The 18,100-nt window shown below is 71.1% G+C and carries 19 protein-coding genes; 14 read left to right on the forward strand and 5 right to left on the reverse strand.

Annotation, left to right across the window (positions count from 1 at the left end):
- Positions 1–113 precede the first annotated feature (113 nt).
- From AMK26_RS06685 to AMK26_RS06720, 8 genes are all read left to right on the forward strand, one after another.
- Positions 114–758 carry an HAD family hydrolase gene (locus AMK26_RS06685; protein ID WP_073753128.1) on the forward strand — a complete coding sequence of 215 codons (645 nt, stop codon included), beginning with the start codon at positions 114–116 and terminating at the stop codon, positions 756–758.
- A 43-nt stretch (positions 759–801) separates the two neighbouring features.
- The gene (locus AMK26_RS06690; RefSeq protein WP_073753130.1) at positions 802–1,968 is read left to right on the forward strand and encodes an MFS transporter; all 1,167 of its coding nucleotides are present in this window, start codon (positions 802–804) and stop codon (positions 1,966–1,968) included.
- Positions 1,937–3,112, forward strand: coding sequence for an acetoin utilization protein AcuC (locus tag AMK26_RS06695; RefSeq protein ID WP_073754687.1), 1,176 nt, complete (start codon positions 1,937–1,939; stop codon positions 3,110–3,112). The genes AMK26_RS06690 and AMK26_RS06695 overlap by 32 nt, the downstream gene beginning before the upstream one ends.
- 119 nt (positions 3,113–3,231) lie before the next feature.
- The gene (locus AMK26_RS06700; protein WP_073753132.1) at positions 3,232–4,047 is read left to right on the forward strand and encodes a phosphatase; all 816 of its coding nucleotides are present in this window, start codon (positions 3,232–3,234) and stop codon (positions 4,045–4,047) included.
- A gap of 128 nt (positions 4,048–4,175) precedes the next feature.
- On the forward strand, positions 4,176–4,385 hold the full coding sequence (locus AMK26_RS06705) for a helix-turn-helix domain-containing protein (RefSeq protein ID WP_158071103.1): 210 nt from the start codon (positions 4,176–4,178) through the stop codon (positions 4,383–4,385).
- Between the two features lie 151 nt (positions 4,386–4,536).
- Positions 4,537–4,635, forward strand: coding sequence for a 30S ribosomal protein bS22 (locus AMK26_RS06710; RefSeq protein WP_003948845.1), 99 nt, complete (start codon positions 4,537–4,539; stop codon positions 4,633–4,635).
- Between the two features lie 159 nt (positions 4,636–4,794).
- Positions 4,795–5,853, forward strand: coding sequence for an NAD-dependent epimerase/dehydratase family protein (locus AMK26_RS06715; protein ID WP_073753136.1), 1,059 nt, complete (start codon positions 4,795–4,797; stop codon positions 5,851–5,853).
- A 17-nt stretch (positions 5,854–5,870) separates the two neighbouring features.
- A complete protein-coding gene (locus tag AMK26_RS06720) occupies positions 5,871–6,932 on the forward strand; it encodes a lysophospholipid acyltransferase family protein (protein ID WP_073753138.1) in 1,062 nt (353 codons plus the stop codon).
- 39 nt (positions 6,933–6,971) lie between these two features.
- Here the strand turns inward: AMK26_RS06720 and AMK26_RS06725 are convergent, their stop codons facing one another.
- The 3 genes from AMK26_RS06725 to AMK26_RS06735 form a co-directional block, all read right to left on the reverse strand.
- A complete protein-coding gene (locus AMK26_RS06725) occupies positions 6,972–8,162 on the reverse strand; it encodes a DUF5667 domain-containing protein (RefSeq protein WP_073753140.1) in 1,191 nt (396 codons plus the stop codon).
- 229 nt (positions 8,163–8,391) lie between these two features.
- The gene (locus AMK26_RS06730; protein WP_073753142.1) at positions 8,392–9,171 is read right to left on the reverse strand and encodes an ECF subfamily RNA polymerase sigma factor, BldN family; all 780 of its coding nucleotides are present in this window, start codon (positions 9,169–9,171) and stop codon (positions 8,392–8,394) included.
- Between the two features lie 409 nt (positions 9,172–9,580).
- Positions 9,581–10,486, reverse strand: coding sequence for an HAD family hydrolase (locus AMK26_RS06735; protein ID WP_073753144.1), 906 nt, complete (start codon positions 10,484–10,486; stop codon positions 9,581–9,583).
- 102 nt (positions 10,487–10,588) lie between these two features.
- On the opposite strand from AMK26_RS06735, the gene AMK26_RS06740 reads away from it, so the two are divergent.
- From AMK26_RS06740 to AMK26_RS06760, 5 genes are all read left to right on the forward strand, one after another.
- The gene (locus tag AMK26_RS06740; protein ID WP_073753146.1) at positions 10,589–10,858 is read left to right on the forward strand and encodes a glutaredoxin family protein; all 270 of its coding nucleotides are present in this window, start codon (positions 10,589–10,591) and stop codon (positions 10,856–10,858) included.
- Between the two features lie 648 nt (positions 10,859–11,506).
- Positions 11,507–12,283, forward strand: a complete 777-nt coding sequence (locus AMK26_RS06745) for a redox-sensing transcriptional repressor Rex (protein ID WP_073753148.1) — start codon at positions 11,507–11,509, stop codon at positions 12,281–12,283.
- The gene (locus AMK26_RS06750) at positions 12,280–13,626 is read left to right on the forward strand and encodes a glutamyl-tRNA reductase (protein ID WP_073753150.1); all 1,347 of its coding nucleotides are present in this window, start codon (positions 12,280–12,282) and stop codon (positions 13,624–13,626) included. The genes AMK26_RS06745 and AMK26_RS06750 overlap by 4 nt, the downstream gene beginning before the upstream one ends.
- Positions 13,623–14,582, forward strand: a complete 960-nt coding sequence (gene hemC / locus AMK26_RS06755; RefSeq protein ID WP_073753152.1) for a hydroxymethylbilane synthase — start codon at positions 13,623–13,625, stop codon at positions 14,580–14,582. The genes AMK26_RS06750 and hemC overlap by 4 nt, the downstream gene beginning before the upstream one ends.
- The gene (locus AMK26_RS06760) at positions 14,579–16,243 is read left to right on the forward strand and encodes a uroporphyrinogen-III synthase (protein ID WP_073753154.1); all 1,665 of its coding nucleotides are present in this window, start codon (positions 14,579–14,581) and stop codon (positions 16,241–16,243) included. The genes hemC and AMK26_RS06760 overlap by 4 nt, the downstream gene beginning before the upstream one ends.
- Positions 16,244–16,310: 67 nt before the next feature.
- Here the strand turns inward: AMK26_RS06760 and AMK26_RS06765 are convergent, their stop codons facing one another.
- On the reverse strand, positions 16,311–16,571 hold the full coding sequence (locus AMK26_RS06765; protein ID WP_073753156.1) for a DUF397 domain-containing protein: 261 nt from the start codon (positions 16,569–16,571) through the stop codon (positions 16,311–16,313).
- A complete protein-coding gene (locus tag AMK26_RS06770; protein WP_073754688.1) occupies positions 16,568–17,353 on the reverse strand; it encodes a helix-turn-helix domain-containing protein in 786 nt (261 codons plus the stop codon). The genes AMK26_RS06765 and AMK26_RS06770 overlap by 4 nt, the downstream gene beginning before the upstream one ends.
- A 186-nt stretch (positions 17,354–17,539) precedes the next feature.
- Between AMK26_RS06770 and AMK26_RS06775 the strand changes: the two genes are divergently transcribed.
- A complete protein-coding gene (locus AMK26_RS06775) occupies positions 17,540–17,980 on the forward strand; it encodes an ATP-binding protein (protein WP_073754689.1) in 441 nt (146 codons plus the stop codon).
- The last annotated feature ends 120 nt before the right edge of the window (positions 17,981–18,100 follow it).

Below are 18,100 nucleotides of genomic sequence, written 5' to 3' on the forward strand. Positions count from 1 at the left end.
GCCGATGGTACTGCAGGGGGGACCCTGTGGGAGAGTAGGACACCGCCGAACAATTATTGTGGGAAAGCCCCGCACCTCATGGTGCGGGGCTTTTCTGCGTTTACGGTGGTGGCATGCGCTATGAACTCGTCATTTTCGACAACGACGGGGTCCTCGTCGACAGCGAGCCCCTGTCCAACACTCTCCTGGCCGCGTACCTGACCGAGCTCGGGCACCCCACCTCGTACGAGGACTCCCTGCGCGACTACATGGGGGCCGCCATGCACCGCGTACACGACCTGGTCCTGGAGCGGACCGGGCAGCGGTTGCCCGAGGACTTCGACGAGATCTTCCACACGCGCGTGTTCGCCGCCTTCGAGCGGGAGTTGGAGGTGGTCCCCGGGGTGCCGGACGTGCTGGGAAAGCTCGTCGCCGAGGGGGTGCCGTACTGCGTCGCTTCCTCCGGGAGCCATGAGCGGATCCGGGTGGGGCATCGGAGGACGGGGCTGGACCGGTGGTTCGGGGAGGGCAACGTGTTCAGTTCGCAGGATGTGGGGCGGGGGAAGCCGGCGCCGGATCTGTTCCTGTACGCCGCCGAGCGGATGGGGGTGGCGCCCGAGCGGTGTGTCGTGGTCGAGGACAGTCCTCTCGGGGTGCAGGCGGCTCTGGCGGCCGGGATGGACGTGTACGGGTTCACGGCGATGACGCCGGCCGGGAAGCTGGCCGGGGCGAACGGGTACTTCGAGGACATGGGGGAGCTGATGGGGCTGCTCGCGTGAGTGATCTACCCATGGGTAGGTGAGAGCCCTACGCTGTGCCGCCATGACGGATGCGCGGTTGCGGCGTGGTCGGGGCTCGCTGGCGGTCTCCTTCTTCGTGCAGGGGGTGACCTTCGCGCTGCTCGTGACGCGCATCCCCGCCATTCAGGACCGGTACGGGATATCCGATGCCCTGCTGCCGGTGTTCCTGGCGGCCGTGCCGGTCCTCGCGGGTGTCGGGAGCGTGGCCACGGGGAAGCTGGTGCGGCGGGTGGCGCCGAGCGTGGTGCTCCGGTGGGCGCAGCCTGTCGTGCTGCTGGCCCTCCTGGGCGTGGGGGCGGGCGAGCGGCTGTGGCACGTGGCGGTGGCGCTCGGGGTGTTCGGGCTGGCCGTCGGGGCGCTCGACGCGGCGATGAACATGCTGGGGGTGAGCCTCCAGCACGCGTACGGGCGCAGCATCATGCTCGGGTTCCACGCCGCGTACAGCCTGGGCGGGATCGTGGGGGCCTCTCTGGCGTGGGCGGCGGTGCACTGGCAGGTGGCGCTGGGGCTGTCGTACCTGGCGGTCGTGGTGGTGGTGCTGCCGGCGGCGTTGGTGGGGAGCCGGTGGTATGTGGATGGGGAGCGGGTGACCGAAGGAGGTCCGGCGGGGCGTCGCCTGGGGTTGCTGGTGCCGCTGTGCCTGGTGATGACTTTCGCGTACATCGGCGACTCGACCGTCTCGAACTGGAGCGCGAAGTATCTGACGGACGTGCTGGGGAGTTCGGAGGAGCTGGCGACCGTGCCGTACAACGCCTATATGGTCACGACCCTGTTGGGGCGGGCCGTGGGGGACCTGGGGGTGCGGCGGTTCGGGGCGGTGGCCGTGGTGCGGGGTGGGGCGGTGCTGGCGGCGGCGGGGTTCGGGGTGGTGGCCGGGGCGCCGGGGGCGTGGGCGGGGGTGGCCGGGTTCACGGTGCTGGGGCTGGGGCTGAGTGTGCTGGTGCCGCAGACGTTCGCGGCGGCGCGTGGTGACGCGGAGGTGGCGCGGCTGAATGTGTTCAACTACGTGGGCTTCCTGGTCGGGTCGCCGTTGGTGGGGGCTGTCGGTGACGCGTGGAGCTATCGCGGGGCGATGCTGGTGCCGCTGGTGCTGGTGCTGCTGACGTTGCGGTATGCCCGGTCGTTCGCTGTTGAACCGGACCGATACGGTGGCGGGCATGAGCGGCCGCGCACTGTTGATGTGGGATGACGCAGTAACCGGGTACGACTTCGGGGCGAGTCACCCGATGGACCCCGTCCGGCTCGCGCTGACCATGGGGTTGGTGCGGGCGTACGGGCTGGACCGTCAGGTGGACGTGGTGGCCGCGAAGCCCGCCGGGGACTCGACGCTGCGGCTGGTGCACCGCGAGGACTACGTGGCGGCCGTACGGGCGGCGTCGGCGGACCCGAAGGCCGCTGACCAGGCGTACGGGCTGGGGACGCTGGACGACCCGGCGTTCGCCGGGATGCACGAGGCGTCGGCGCTGATCGCGGGGCAGTCGGTGGGCGCGGCCGAGGCGGTGTGGCGGGGTGAGGCCGCGCACGCGGTGAACTTCGCGGGTGGGCTGCACCACGCGATGCCGGGGTCGGCGGCGGGGTTCTGCATCTACAACGACGCGTCGCTGGCGATCGCGCGGCTGCTGGAGCTGGGCGCGGAGCGGGTGGCGTACGTGGACGTGGACGTGCACCACGGGGATGGCGTACAGGCGGCGTTCTGGGAGGACCCGCGGGTGCTGACCGTCTCGCTGCACGAGCACCCCCGCACGCTGTTCCCGGGGACCGGGTGGCCGGAGGAGACGGGCGCGGCGGGGTCGGCGGAGGGCGGCGCGGTGAACGTGGCGCTGCCGGCCGGGCTGGGTGACGCGGGCTGGCTGCGGGCGTTCCACGCCGTGGTGCCCGAGCTGCTGGCGGACTTCCGGCCCCAGGTGCTGGTGACGCAGCACGGGGCGGACACGCACTTCGAGGACCCCCTCGCCCACCTTGCGGTGTCGCTGGACGCCCAGCGGGCGGTCCAGGTGGCGTGCCACGACCTGGCGCACGAGTACGCCGAGGGGCGCTGGGTCGCCCTGGGCGGTGGCGGGTACGCGGTCGTGGACGTCGTACCGAGGTCGTGGACGCATCTGGTGGGGATCGCGGCGGGCGCTCCGGTGGAGCCCGAGTCGGTCGTCCCGTCGTCGTGGCGGGACGAGGTGTACGCGCGGACGCGGCAACTGGCGCCCGGGCGGATGACGGACGGGCGGTGGCCGGTGGAGTGGCGGGGCTGGGACGAGGGGTACGACCCGGCGGACCGGCTGGACCAGGCGGTGCTGGCGGCACGGCGGGCGGCGTTCCCGCTGCGGGGCCTGCTGCCGTAGGCGTACACCGCCGTGGGCCCGGCCCCGGCGTGGTCGCGCCACCGGCGGGGTTACGCCAAGTGTGGGGTGTCCGTGACGTTTTGGCGCCGCGCCGGGGGAGGTGCGGCAGCATCGGCAGGGTGTTGAGTACCGGTGCGCTGCGCGCGCATTTGCTGGCGGCCGGGCTGGCGGGCCCGGTGTCCACCTCGCGAGAGCAGAGCCTGCGCAGCTACCGCCTGTTCGCGGCCCGGGATCCGCGGGTGACGCTGGGGCTCCATCCGGAGCGGGGGTGGGACGAACGGGACCTGTTACGCCTGATGGCCGACAAGTGCGGGGTGTCCGGCGATCCCGCGTACCGGTCGGGGCCCGACGTCATCGACCCGGAGCGGACGCTGAGCGCGCTCCGCGCGTTCGCCGCGCGGCTCGCGGAGGCGGCGGGAAGGCGGGCGCCGGTGCTGTTCGGGACCGGTCATCCGCACCGGCTGCTTGGCTTCTACGCCGGGCTTGCAGACGCTTTGTCGGCGGCCGGATGTCTCGTTCTCACACCCGCGCGGGGGCGATGTGTCGACATAACGACCCGGTTCGGCGTACGTACGTACAGCCTCGACTACGTACGGGGAGTCGCGTTGGTGCGGGAACCGGGGGCCGAAGGCGCCGGTTGTGAGACCGGCGCACACACCCATTCCCCCCTTCCCGTCAGGGCCGCTCTGGAGGGTCTCGCGGACGTCGGCGGGCCCCTTCCGCAGCTCGTCGTCGGCGACCACGGATGGGTCTGCGGCGCAGGTCAGCTGGGTATCGAGGCCATCGGGCTGGCCGACACGGACGACCCCGCGCTGTTCGTCGGAGAGGCGGAGGGGCGCGTGTCCGTAGCCGTTCCGATTGATGACGGTGTGCGGTCTGATTACTACCGGCCGCTTACTCGCTATGTACTCAATCGAGCGTGTCTGTCACGGTAGGCGGGGGATGGCAGCTCCTCTTCCCCACTCGTATCACCCGCCCCTAGTCTGGTGAGTGAGCGCACCGCGACGAAGAGTCACCGGAGGGGAAGCCGGTGGGCGTTGTGGGCGGAAGGTACAGGTGGGTCATGGCTGCAGAGCAGAGGCCTCTCAATGAGGTCGTGTTCCTGACGGTGGCGGAAGTCGCCGCGGTGATGCGAGTGTCAAAGATGACCGTGTACCGCTTGGTGCACAGCGGTCATCTGCCGGCGATCCGGGTAGGCAGGTCATTCCGGGTTCCGGAGCAAGCGGTTCACGAGTACCTCCGTGAGTCCTTTGTGGGGGTGGAGACCGCGTAGCGGTCGTCGAGGGAGTCCCACGTACCCCTCGGATTACAAGCACGGTGCTCTGGCCGGTAGGCTAGGCCGACGTAGGTCGTGTGGGCCCAGACGCCCCGCACCGAGATCCCCGCTTGTGCGGGGGTGTTCCGAGAAGTGAGCGAGGGTAGTCGTGGGCTCTGTTATCAAGAAGCGGCGTAAGCGGATGGCCAAGAAGAAGCACCGCAAGCTGCTCAAGCGCACCCGCGTTCAGCGTCGCAACAAGAAGTAGGCGACGGCTGTACGTGCGCCATTCGCGGCCCTTCCACCGGTTCCGGTGGGAGGGCCGCGGTGTTTGCCGCGGCACCCCTGGGGGTGCGGCGGTCATTACAGCGCACCATTCACCCGCTACGGTGGCCCGTAGGCGAGGACCGAACGGAAGGCGCTGATCTTGGGGAAGGTCGTGCTCGTCACCGGCGTGGCCCGGCAGCTCGGCGGCCGGTTCGTACGCCGCATCCAGCGGGATCCCGAGGTGGAGCGGGTGATCGGCGTGGACGCCGTCCCTCCCGCGCACCGGCTGGGCGGGGCGGAGTTCGTCCGTGCCGACATCCGGCAGCCCGCCATAGGGCGGGTCCTGGCGCAGTACGGGGTGGACACGGTCGTCCATATGGACGTCACCGGGACGCCGCTGGGCGCCGGTGGCCGGACGGCGGTCAAGGAGACCAATGTCATCGGGACCATGCAGCTGCTCGGGGCGTGCCAGAAGTCGCCGACGGTCAGCCGGCTGGTGGTGAAGTCCAGTACGAGCGTGTACGGCTCCGCGCCCCGCGACCCGGCCGTCTTCATGGAGACGACCCCGCCGAAGTCCCTGCCGAGCGGCGGCTTCGCCAAGGACGCCGTCGAGGTGGAGGGGTACGTGCGGGGCTTCGCGCGCCGGCGGCCCGATGTGGCGGTGTGCGTGCTGCGGTTCGCCAACATCCTCGGTCCGGACGCGGACTCGCCGCTCGCCGAGTACTTCTCGCTGCCCGTCCTGCCGACGGTGTTCGGCTACGACCCCCGGCTGCAGTTCGTCCACGAGGACGACGTCATCGAGGTGCTGCGGATCGCCTCGCACGAGCCGCGGCGCGCCACGCTCAACAGCGGCACCTTCAATGTGGCCGGCGACGGTGTGCTGACGTTGTCGCAGTGTTCGCGGCGGCTGGGGCGGCCGACGGTGCCGGTGCCGCTGCCCGCGGTCACCTGGGTCGGCACGGCGCTGCGTACGGTCGGTGTGACCGACTTCTCACCCGAGCAGATCCGGTTGCTGACGCACGGCCGGGTGGTGAGCACGGTGCAGATGCGCGAGACGCTCGGGTTCGAGCCGAAGTACACGACCGCGGAGGCCTTCGCGGACTTCGCGCGCAGCCGTGGGCCGGGCCTGCTGCCGCCGGAGGCCCTCGCGGGCGCGGTCGACCGGATCGCCGCGTGGCCGCCGCTGGGCGGCGCGAAGACGACTCACACCGCCGGATGAGGGAGCGCGATACAACGATGGCGGACGCCAAGGTCATCCCGTTCGACGACGACCGGCCGCGCGGCGGTGCGGCCACTCCCCGACCGGCGCGCCGCCGGCCCCTGCTGGGCGGCGGCGGTGGCGGCGTACGGCGGCGGACCGGCGAGGGGGCGGTGAGCCCGCTGCCGGGGCCGCAGGCGCCCGAGGCGGCGGCTCCCGAGGCCACTGGGGGCGGCGCACAGGCGGACGCGGGCTGCGGTGGCGGCTGGGAGCGGCGGATCGCGGGCGGGCTGGCGTTCCTGCGGCGGCGGATCACCGGCGAGTACGAGGTCGACGAGTTCGGGTACGACGAGGAGCTGACCGACCAGGTCCTGATGTCGCTGCTGCGGCCGCTGTACGAGAAGTACTTCCGCGTCGAGGTGAAGGGCATCGAGAACATCCCGTCCGAGGGCGGGGCGCTGGTGGTGGCGAACCATTCGGGGACGCTGCCGCTGGACGGGCTGATGATGCAGGTCGCCGTGCACGACAACCACCCGGCCGGGCGGCATCTGCGGCTGCTCGCCGCGGACCTGGTCTTCATGCTGCCGGTCGTCAACGAGCTGGCCCGTAAGGCGGGGCACACGCTGGCGTGCGCGGAGGACGCGGAGCGGCTGCTGCAGCGCGGTGAGGTCGTCGGGGTGATGCCGGAGGGCTTCAAGGGCATCGGGAAGCCCTTCAGCGAGCGCTACAAGCTCCAGCGGTTCGGCCGGGGCGGGTTCGTGTCGACGGCGCTGCGGGCGGGTGCGCCGATCGTGCCGTGCTCGATCGTGGGCGCGGAGGAGATCTACCCCATGATCGGCAACGCGAAGACCCTCGCGCGGGTGCTGGGGATTCCGTACTTCCCGATCACGCCCACGTTTCCCTGGCTGGGTCCGCTCGGGGCGGTGCCGCTGCCGACGAAGTGGACGATCCAGTTCGGTGAGCCGATCCCGACGGACGGGTTCCCGCCGGAGGCGGCGGAGGATCCGATGCTGATGTTCAACCTGACGGACCAGGTCAGGGAACAGATCCAGCACACGCTCTACAAGCTGCTGGTGCAGCGGCGGTCGGTGTTCTTCTGAAGGAACTGGGGGCCCTCCCCCGGGAGGGCCCCCCAGCACCTACCTGGCGTCTTCCTCGTCGATGCCCAGGCCCGGGAGGATGCCCGGGAGGATCGGCGGGATGGTGACGTCCGGGGCGGGCGGCGTGGTGGGCCGGCTGTCGCCGTCCGAGGCCGGCGGAGGCGTCGTCGGGTCCGGTTCGAGCAGGCCGCCCGTGTTGCCGCCGAGCAGGCCGTCGTCCTTCGCCGCGCCCGATCCCGAGCCGGAGGGGCCGGGCTTGCTGCTGCTGCCGGAGGGCCGCGCTTCCGGCGTCGAGGGGGACTGGCGGGACGGTCCGGAGCCGGAGGAGTCCTCGGTGGCGCCGGGCCGGCCGGATTCCCGGCCGTCGCTCCGCTCCGGGGGCTGCGGCAGCTTGGACTGGAGCGGGCCGACCTCTTCGTCTATGGCGGCGAAGACGTCACTCACCTGGTCCCGTACGTCCGTCAGCTGGGCGGGCAGCCGGTCGCGCAGGCCGTTCCAGGCCTCCCGGTGGTTTCGGGCGAACGAGTTGAGCGTGGCCATCGGGGCGATGGTCCCGTCCCGTTCGTACGCCAGGCGGAGCAGCCGGTGGCCTTCGGCGGCGTCGTGCTGCATGCCGTTGAGCGCCCGCCGGATCTCGCCCAGGGACTCGTGGTCCAGCACCCCGGACCGGTCGCGCTCCATGAGGCGGCGGGCCTCGCTGAGCCGGGTGGAGGCCTGGTTCAGGTAGATCTCGCCCCGGTCGGCGTCGTCGTCCGCCATACCCAGCTTGAGGTCCTCCATGCCGCGCTTCAGCCCGTAGAGCGAGTCACCGGGGAGGGCGTCGGAACTGGCAGCGGCCACCCCGCTGAACGCGCCCGCCGCCACCCCGACCGTGAGTCCGCCGGCGGCGAGCCCCTTCGACCAGCGGGAGCGGGGGCGCAACTTCCGGAGAGCGGATGCCCGGTGGGCGCCCCGCCCGGTCGTCGCCCGCTGCTCCGGCACCGTAGGGCCCGCGGATGCGCTCCCCTCGGCAAACATCGCCTCCATGGCGGCGACCAGCTGCGCTCGTTGCACCACCTTCACGTCGGGGTCCAACTCCGGCTTCGGCAGCTCGCCGAGACCGCTCGCCAGGGCCAACAGCCGACCCTGCTCGGTCGGTTCGACCGATGCCTCGGGCTGCTCGGCCGCCTGCTCTTCCAGGGCCTGGGCGAAGGCGTTCGCCCGCCGGTGCGCCGATACGTTCGCGATCACTGGCGGCACCTCCTCTCGTCATGACGGTCGACTCCCCGGGGGGTCCGGAAGGTTGCACACCTTGAGCACATCCACACGAACGAGTGAGTGGCTGGGGTCATGGTGCGACCACAGGGAGCCTGCATCCCGCACAACGAGCGTCTCGGCACTTGGGTTACGCACGAAAGATGATCGGACCAGCGCGTCATCGAGGCGTCACGGACGGTGAGTTGGGGTCGCCCGCTGTGGGTCAGCGGGCGTCTTCGGGCAGCAGGCGCGCCAGGGTGCGGACCGCCCGGTACTGGAGCGTCTTGATCGCACCTTCGTTCTTGCCCATGACGCGGGCGGTCTCCGCGACGGACAGGCCCTGGAGGAAGCGCAGGGTCACGCACTCCTGCTGCTGCGGGTTCAGCTTGCGGACCGCCTCCAGAAGGGCCGCGTTGGAGAGGGACTCCAGGACCGAGTCCTCAGGGCTGCGCTCGACCTCGTTGGCGTCGAGCATTTCGCCGGTGGTCACTTCCAGCCGGAATCGGCTCGATTTGAAGTGGTCGGCGACCAGGTTGCGAGCGATGGTGACCAGCCAGGCACCGAAATCGCGCCCCTGCCAGGTGAAGGTGGAGATGCGCCGCAGGGCGCGCAGGAACGTCTCGCTGGTGAGGTCCTCGGCCGTCGCCTTCCCGCCGACGCGGTAGTAGATGTAGCGGTACACGGTGTCGCTGTACTGGTCGTACAGACGGCCGAAGGCCTCGGCCTCACCGGCCTGGGCGCGCTCGACCAGCTCCATCATGCGGGCGCTGTCGCTGTCTGCGGTGGGCCGTCGGGCGGTGGTCGAGGTGCCCGAACCGCCCCGGCCGCCGCGTCTCCCGACGGCTGCACCGCCGTCGGCGAGGGCATAGCAAGGACCGGCGAGTGCCGGTGAGGCGAAGGCCGGGACGGCGTACGCGGTGGGGACGAAGCCGCGCAGATGGTCGATGACCGTCGCGCGGAGCGTAGCCAGGCCCGAGGCGTCAACCCCGACGTGTGGGTACACGGGACTCCCAGAGGCAGAGCTTCCATCACGTGCAGTACGGAACCTTTCACTCGACGTAGCGACGCGTGGGGGTTCCGTATGCGTCTGAGGAGAATAACGCTTAGTGCAGGGAGCGCTACACCGAGTTGCTTAAATCATCGATTCAGTCGCTTCTGTTGCGTCTACGCGGCTGATCAAGTCGCACTTCGTGACCATTTATTGATCGGATTACTTCGAGATCTGCTTGGGTGCGGGATCTCTTGTGGCCGAGTGCGGGGTGGGGCGACTGCCGGGGGGTGTGGGCGGGTAAGAGGCCGGATTGGCCACCGGCCGGCAGGCGGGGGCCCGTGCACTCCCCGGGCCGGGGGCCGGCGGGCGGCGGCCCACGACGGGGGCGTGCTGTGGGCGGCGGCCCACGCCTGGTGGGGGGTCAGCGGCGGCGGCGGTGGAGGGCTACTGCGGCGGCGGTGCCGCCGGCGAGGGCGCCGACGCCCGCGGCGGCCGGGATGCCGACCTTGGCGGCCTTGCGGCCCGTGCGGTAGTCGCGCAGCCGCCACTCGCGCTCGCGCGCGTACCGGCGCAGCTTGGTGTCCGGGTTGATGGCGTACGGGTGGCCCACCAGGGACAGCATCGGGATGTCGTTGTGGCTGTCGCTGTACGCCGCGCAGCGCGACAGGTCCAGGCCCTCCGCGGCGGCCAGCGCGCGGACCGCTTCCGCCTTGGCCGGGCCGTGCAGGGGCTCGCCGACGAGCTTGCCGGTGTAGACGCCGTCCACGGACTCGGCGACCGTGCCGAGCGCCCCCGTGAGGCCCAGGCGGCGCGCGATGATGGTCGCCGTCTCGACGGGGGCGGCGGTGACCAGCCAGACCCGCTGGCCGGCGTCGAGGTGGGCCTGGGCGAGGGCGCGGGTGCCGGGCCAGATGCGGTCGGCCATGTACTCGTCGTAGATCTCCTCGCCGATGGTCATCAGCTCGGAGACGCGGTGGCCCTTGACGATGGACAGCGCGCTGTCGCGGGCGTCCTGCATGTGCTCGGGGTCCTCGACGCCGGCGAGCCGGAACCAGGCCTGCTGCCAGGCGAACCGGGCCAGCTCACGGCGCTGGAAGAACTTCCGCTTGTACAGCCCTCGGCCGAAGTGGAAGATCGCGGCGCCCTGCATCACCGTGTTGTCGAGGTCGAAGAACGCGGCGGCGTGCTCGTCGCCGGGGACGGGGAACTGGGGTTCGGGCGCCGGCTGCGAGGTCTTGCGGGCGGCCTCGGCCGACGCTTCGCCCGCCAGCACGCTGCGTGCGGTGGCGGAACGCCTATGAGGAGTGAGCCATCCCAGTGCGGCCATGTCGTGAGCATAGCCACTGTGTTCGGTACTTCCCGACTTGTGGGGATGCCATGGCGTGAACTCTGTGGGGCGACGGCATGACGCGGGCGGAGAATAGGGGGCATGTTCGGACGTACGAAGAAGAAGGCCGGCGGTTCGCGGACGGTGACCCTCATCGGTAAGCCCGGGTGCCATCTGTGCGACGACGCGCGGGAGGTGATCCGTGAGGTGTGCGCCGAGACGGGTGCCGTGTGGGAGGAGAAGGACATCCTTCAGGACGCGGAACTCCACCGCGCGTACTGGGAGCAGATTCCGGTTGTCCTGGTGGACGGGGAACAGCACACCTTCTGGAAGGTGGACGCGGGGCGGCTGCGGCGCGCGCTGGAGGCATGACACTCGCGTGCGCGGCGCGGCGCGGTGCTTGGGGGGTGCGGCGCCTGTCGGTGGGTGGTGGGGTGCGGCCCCTCCGGGCTCACCTCCTCGAGGCCGGCGGCCTTGGGTCTCGGCGGTTCGGAGCCCGCCCGTTGCCGCCAGCCTCTGCGGGGGCGACCCTGCACGGCCACACCCCGGTCGTACGCCGTCTGCGGGCGCGCTTTTGGTCGACCACGGCCAGGGTCGCCCCCGCAGCCCGGTCGGCGGCGCGATACGGCCACGAGGCCGCTCGGGCACCCCGCCGACGGGGAGGAGGTGAGCCCGGAGGGGCCCCGACCCTGGTCCGCCGGCAGCAACCGAATCGGCTCCGCCGTACGGCTGAGGGCGGGAGGTGACCGGGAAAGGCGGTTACCATCGTGTGCGTTTTGTTGCGCTTCGGGGGCGTGGTCATGAGGAGTGTGTACCGCTTTGCCCCCTTCGGCTCGTGAACGGACTGAGGTTCGCCTTGGTTCCGGGTTGGCGCGATCGATTCGCGTGAGCCCGGTCACTTTGCGCGGACAAAATGGACACCATCTTTGTGCACGCGTTCACAAAGACATAGCCTGCTGTCGACGGGGCGGCCTCGGTACGTATGGCCGCCTGCAGCCCCGCTCATCCCGCAGGAGCACCGTGGCAACTGGCCGAACACACCGACCGGCGACCCGTAGCCGAGGAATCCCCGAGGCCACCGTCGCCAGGCTTCCGCTGTATCTGCGGGCGCTCACCGCACTGTCGGAGCGCTCCGTACCGACGGTCTCCTCCGAGGAGCTCGCGGCGGCGGCGGGGGTCAATTCCGCGAAGCTGCGCAAGGACTTCTCGTACCTCGGCTCCTACGGCACCCGTGGTGTCGGGTACGACGTCGAGTACCTCGTCTACCAGATCTCGCGCGAGCTCGGGCTCACCCAGGACTGGCCGATCGTCATGGTCGGTATCGGTAACCTCGGCGCCGCCCTCGCGAACTACGGCGGGTTCGCCTCCCGTGGCTTCCGCGTCGCCGCGCTGATCGACGCCGACCCCTCGATGGTCGGCAAGCCGGTCGCGGGCATGCCCGTCCAGTACATCGACGACCTCGAGAAGATCGTCGACGAGAACGGCGTCTCGATCGGCGTCATCGCCACGCCCGCCGGCGCCGCGCAGCAGGTCTGTGACCGGCTCGTCGCCGCCGGGGTGACCTCCATCCTGAACTTCGCGCCGACCGTGCTGTCCGTGCCCGACGGCGTGGACGTACGCAAGGTCGACCTCTCCATCGAGCTGCAGATCCTCGCCTTCCACGAGCAGCGCAAGGCCGGCGAGGAGGGCGGCGGCGAGGCCGTGCTGCCGCCCGTCGTGCGTGAGCCGGCCACCGCCACGCAGGCCGATGACCGGAAGGGACCTGACGGGGACATGCCCGCCGTGATGCCGGCATGAGCCTCCTCGTCGTCGGCCTCAGCCACCGCAGCGCCCCCGTCAGCGTGCTGGAGCGGGCCTCCCTCGACTCCGACACGCGCAGCAAGCTGCTCCACGACACCCTCGCCGCCGAACCGGCCGTCGAGGCCGCCGTCCTGGCCACCTGCAACCGCATCGAGCTGTACGCGGACGTGGACAAGTTCCACGCGGGCGTCGCCGAGCTGTCCACGCTGCTCGCCCAGCACAGCGGCGTCGGGCTGGAGGAGCTCACCCCGTACCTGTACGTGCACTACGAGGACCGGGCCGTCCACCACCTGTTCTCGGTGGCGTGCGGGCTGGACTCCATGGTGGTGGGCGAGGGGCAGATCCTCGGCCAGATCAAGGACGCCCTCGCGCGCGGCCAGGAGCTGCACACCGCCGGACGGCTGCTGAACGACCTGTTCCAGCAGGCGCTGCGGGTCGGCAAGCGGGCCCACAGCGAGACCGGGATCGACCGGGCCGGCCAGTCGCTCGTCACCTTCGGGCTGCAGCAGCTGGCCGCCGGTGCCGACGTCTCCGCCTGGGCCGAGGGCAAGCGGGCGCTCGTCATCGGCGCCGGGTCCATGTCCTCGCTCGCCGCCGCCACCCTCGCGCGGGCCGGTGTCGCCGAGATCGTCATCGCCAACCGCACGGTGGAGCGCGCCGAACGGCTCGTACAGATCCTGACCGAGCCCGGGGGTACGGGGGTGGCCGCGCGTGCGGTGGCCATGGCCTCCGTCGGTGACGAACTGACACGTGCCGACGTGGTCGTCTCCTGCACGGGTGCCACGGGGCTGGTGCTGACGGGTGTGGCCGTCGAGAGCGCGATGGCGGGCCGTACGGCTCCGCTGGCGCTGCTCGACCTGGCCATGCCCCGCGACATCGACGCCGCCGTGCACCGGCTGGCGGACGTCCGGCTCGTCGACATCGAGTCGCTCGCCGAGGCCTCCGCCGACGCGCCGATGGCCGCCGACGTGGACCAGGTGCGCGGCATCGTCGCCGACGAGGTCGCCGCCTTCGGTGCCGCACAGCGCGCCGCGCACATCACGCCGACCGTCGTCGCGCTGCGCACCATGGCGGCCGACGTCGTCGCGGGGGAGATGGCCCGGCTGGAGGGGCGGCTGCCCGGCCTCGACGAAAAGCAGCGCGCCGAGATCACCCAGACCGTGCGGCGTGTGGTGGACAAGCTCCTCCACGCGCCGACCGTACGGGTCAAGCAGCTCGCCGCCGAGCCCGGCGGCGCGGGGTACGCGGACGCGCTGCGCACACTCTTCGACCTCGACCCGGAGACGGTCGCCTCCGTCAGCCGGGCCGACATGAACGACCCGAATAGAGGGCGAGTATGACCGAGAGGGCATTGAGGCTCGGGACCAGGCGCAGCAAGCTCGCCATGGCCCAGTCCGGCCATGTCGCGGAGGCGGTACGGCAGCTGACCGGGCGTCCCGTGGAGCTGGTGGAGATCACCACGTACGGTGACACCTCCCGCGAGCACCTCGCGCAGATCGGCGGCACCGGCGTCTTCGTCACCGCGCTGCGCGACGCGCTGCTCGCCGGCGAGGTCGACTTCGCCGTGCACTCGCTGAAGGACCTGCCGACGGCGCAGCCCGAGGACCTGGTGCTCGCGGCGATCCCGCAGCGCGAGGACCCGCGTGACGTGCTGGTCGCCCGGGACGGGCTGCGGTTCGAGGAACTTCCGGCCGGGTCCCGGGTGGGTACCGGTTCGCCGCGGCGCATGGCACAGCTCAACGCGTACGCGCGCGCCCGCGGCATGGAGATCGAGTGCGTCGCCATCCGGGGGAATGTCGACACGCGCATCGGCTACGTACGGAACGGGGAGCTGGACGCGGTGGTACTCGCCGCGGCCGGGCTCAACCGCATCGGGCGTAGCGAGGAGGTCACCGACTTCCTGTCGGTCGACACCGTTCTGCCCGCTCCCGGCCAGGGAGCCCTGGCGATCGAGTGCACGGCGGCCGACGCCGGCCTCGCCGCCGCGCTCGCCGAGCTCGACGACCCGTACACCCGGGCCGCCGTGACCGCCGAGCGGTCCCTGCTCGCCGCCCTGGAGGCCGGCTGCAGCGCACCTGTGGGTGCCCTGGCCGACCTGCTGGCCGATGGGCAGGTTGTTCATGAGATGCGCCTGCGGGGCGTCGTCGGCACGACCGACGGCTCCACGCTGGTGCAGTTGTCCACCACCGGTCCCGTACCCATGTCGCACGGCGACGCTGTCGCGCTCGGTCGCGAACTCGCGTCCGAGATGCTCGCCAAGGGTGCGGCCGGTCTTATGGGGGAGCGAGCACTTTGAGCCCCACCACTGCATCCAAGGCTTCCTCCGCGTTCTCCGCGTGCGGGCACGTCACCTTCCTGGGCGCCGGACCCGGTGATCCCGGGCTGCTGACACTGCGCGCCGTCGAGGCCCTGTCAGGCGCTGACGTACTGATCGCCGAGCCGGATGTGCTCGATGTCGTACGCGGCCATGCGCGGGCGGGCGTGAGCACGCCTGAGCTGACGGTTGTTGACGATGCGTCAATGCCCGCCGGGGTCCCCGTGTTGAGGGATGCGACCAATCTTGTCATGGAGGCCGCGCGGGGCGGCAAGCGGGTCGTCCGTGCGGTGAGCGGCGACCCGGGGCTCGACGGCAACGCGGGCGCCGAGATGCTCGCGTGCGCCGCGGAGGGCATCCCCTTCGAGGTCGTGCCCGGTGTCGCCGCTGCCGTCGGCGTGCCCGCGTACGCGGGTGTGCCGCTGCGGGACGCGCAGGGCGCCGACGTGCGCTTCGTGGACGCGCGGAGCGCGAGTGAGCGGTGCTGGACGGAGGTGGGGGCGTCGGACGGGACGGTGGTCGTGTCCACGACCCTGGACTCCGTGGCCGCCGCCGCGGGTGAGCTGGTGTCGGCGGGCCGTAAGCCCGACACCCCGCTGACCGTGACGGTGGCCGGTACGACCACCCGGCAGCGGACGTGGACCGCGACGCTCGGCTCGATCGCGCAGGTGCTGAAGCAGGCGAAGGTGCTGCCGTCGCCGGAGGGCCACCAGCCCGTCATAGCCGTGGTCGGTGAGCGCAGCTCCGCCGCCCAGCGCGACCAGCTCGCGTGGTTCGAGTCCAAGCCGCTGTTCGGCTGGAAGGTCCTCGTACCGCGTACGAAGGAGCAGGCGGCGTCGCTCTCCGACCAGCTCCGGTCCTACGGGGCCGTGCCCAGCGAGGTCCCGACCATCGCCGTCGAGCCGCCGCGTACGCCGCAGCAGATGGAGCGCGCGGTGAAGGGGCTCGTGACGGGCCGCTACGAGTGGATCGCCTTCACGTCCGTCAACGCCGTGAAGGCGGTGCGGGAGAAGTTCGAGGAGTACGGGCTCGACGCCCGCGCCTTCGCCGGGATCAAGGTCGCGGCGGTGGGCGAGCAGACGGCTGCCTCGCTGGTCGAGTTCGGTGTGAAGCCCGATCTCGTGCCGAGCGGCGAGCAGTCGGCCGCCGGGCTGCTGGAGGACTGGCCGCCGTACGACCCGGTCTTCGACCCGATCGACCGTGTCTTCCTGCCGCGCGCCGACATCGCGACCGAGACGCTGGTCGCCGGTCTCATCGAGCTCGGGTGGGAGGTCGACGACGTCACGGCCTACCGGACCGTGCGGGCGTCGCCGCCGCCGGCCGAGACGCGGGAGGCCATCAAGGGCGGTGGCTTCGACGCCGTTCTGTTCACGTCGTCGTCGACGGTACGGAACCTGGTGGGCATCGCCGGTAAGCCGCACAACGTGACGGTCATCGCCTGTATCGGGCCCGCGACCGCGAAGACGGCTGAGGAGCACGGGCTCCGGGTTGATGTTCTGTCGCCCGAGCCGTCCGTCCACAAGCTGGCCGAGGCGCTGGCGGAGTTCGGGCTCCGGCGGCGGGCCGCCGCGCTGGAGGCGGGCGACCCGGTCACCCGCCCGAGCGAGCGCCGCCCGGGCGCGCGGCGGCGGCGTACGACCTGACGGTCGGTAGGGCTCCTACGGGGGTGGAGGGCACCGCACGGTGCGCTCCACCCCCGTACGTGCTTTGTCAGTTGCCGGAGGCGTACGGCAGGAAGGTCGCCCAGGTGGTGGGGGCGAAGGCGAGGCGGGGGCCGGTGGGGTTCTTGGAGTCGCGGACGAGGATGGTGCCGGGGGTGGCTGCGACCTCGACGCAAGAGGGGCCGTCCGCGCCGCTGTAACTGCTTTTCACCCAGGCCACTTCGACGCAGGACGGGCCGTCGTCCGTGCTGTAGCTGCTCTTTATCCACTCCAGGTCGGAACCGGCTCCATCAGAGAGCTTGAGGGTCATGTCTCTCCCAGCACTTTCTCGATCAAGGCCAGCGACTCTCGAGGAGTGAGAGCCTGCGCCCGGATGATTCCATAACGCATGTCGAGGATCCGGGTCTCTTTCGGGTCAGCGGTCACACGGCTGGTGAGCTGCACTTCATTCAGTCCGACCGTCGCTCCGTCCTGGAGCTTGAGCAACCGGAACGGACCGCCGAGCCCGGAGTTCTCCTCGCGGCTCAAAGGCAGGACTTGCAAGTCGACGTTCCGCAACCGCCCCACCTCCAACAACCGTTCGAGCTGCGGCCGCATCACCATCTTGCCCCCGATCAAGCGGCGTAGCGTCGCCTCGCACTGCACAAAGCTGAAAACCGGCCGTGCGGTTGCAGTGTCGAGGATCTCCTGGCGGGCCAGTCGTGCGGCGACCCGCTGTTCCAGTTCCTCCTCTGTGAACGGAGGCCGACGGCCGCCGAACACAGCACGCGCGTACTCCTCCGTCTGCAGCAAGCCGTCGATGACCGAGTTGTTGTAGGCACAGATCTCGACCGCCTCGGCCTCAAGGCGCTTCACGTCCCGTACCTTCTTCGGGTACCGGACCTCCGCCACGTCCTTCTTCATCGCCGCGATCCGGCCGCCCGCGTTCAGGACCTGGTCGGAGCGGTCCAGGTACTCGGGGCGGGGAATGCGGCGTCCGCGCTCGACGGAGGAGACGAGTTCCTCCCCGTACCCGATGGCGGCCCCGAACTCGGCCTGTGTGAGGCCGGCCGCCTCGCGCCACAGCTTCAGTTGCCGTACGACGGTCCTCATCACGGCCCCGGCCTCGTCGTCCTCCAGGTCCGCGTCCCAGTCGTCACTCACGTCCGTCGCCCTCCCGCCGAGCCCTTTCCGGTCATCCCGTACGGCCCGGACGGAACCGGACGTCACGCGGACAGTCGCCGTCCGCACGGGCTGCCTTTCTTCACAGCGTACGCACGCGTGGACACGCTGGGTGACGTGAATCGACAAATCGCGCCCCTTACCCCCGCCCCGCCGTACCAGTTCTCCGTGCCGCTCTCCGCCACCCGTCGCGGGGCGCGGTTGGCCCGGCTGCTGGCGGTGGAGCAACTGTGTTCGTGGGGGCTGGCGCTGGATCCGGCGAGGCTCATCGTGGCGGAGCTGGCGGCGAACGCCGTGTCGCATGGGCGGGTGCCTGGACGGAGCTTCCGGCTCACGCTCGCTGTGGTGCAGGCCGCCACGCTCCGGGTGGAAGTGACGGACGCCCGTCACGAGCGGCTGCCCCTACGTACGGTGGAGCCGGCCGGTGGGGTGGCCGAGTCCGGTTACGGGCTGTTGCTCGTCGAGGTGTTGGCGGATCGCTGGGGCGTCGAGCTCGGTCCGGTGCCGTGCAAGACCGTCTGGGCGGAACTCGACCTCGTCTCGCCTCCCGACTGCTGAACGCGTCACCGGAGCCCGGAAACCCGGGATCCGGTGGGCCGGGAGCCGGTGCGGCAGGCGGTCAAAGACAAATAACCTTGGGAAAGAACCTTCCAAACCAACCAAACCCCGCGTACGTCA

This window comes from Streptomyces sp. CB03234 (assembly GCF_001905885.1).
Lineage (GTDB): Bacteria > Actinomycetota > Actinomycetes > Streptomycetales > Streptomycetaceae > Streptomyces.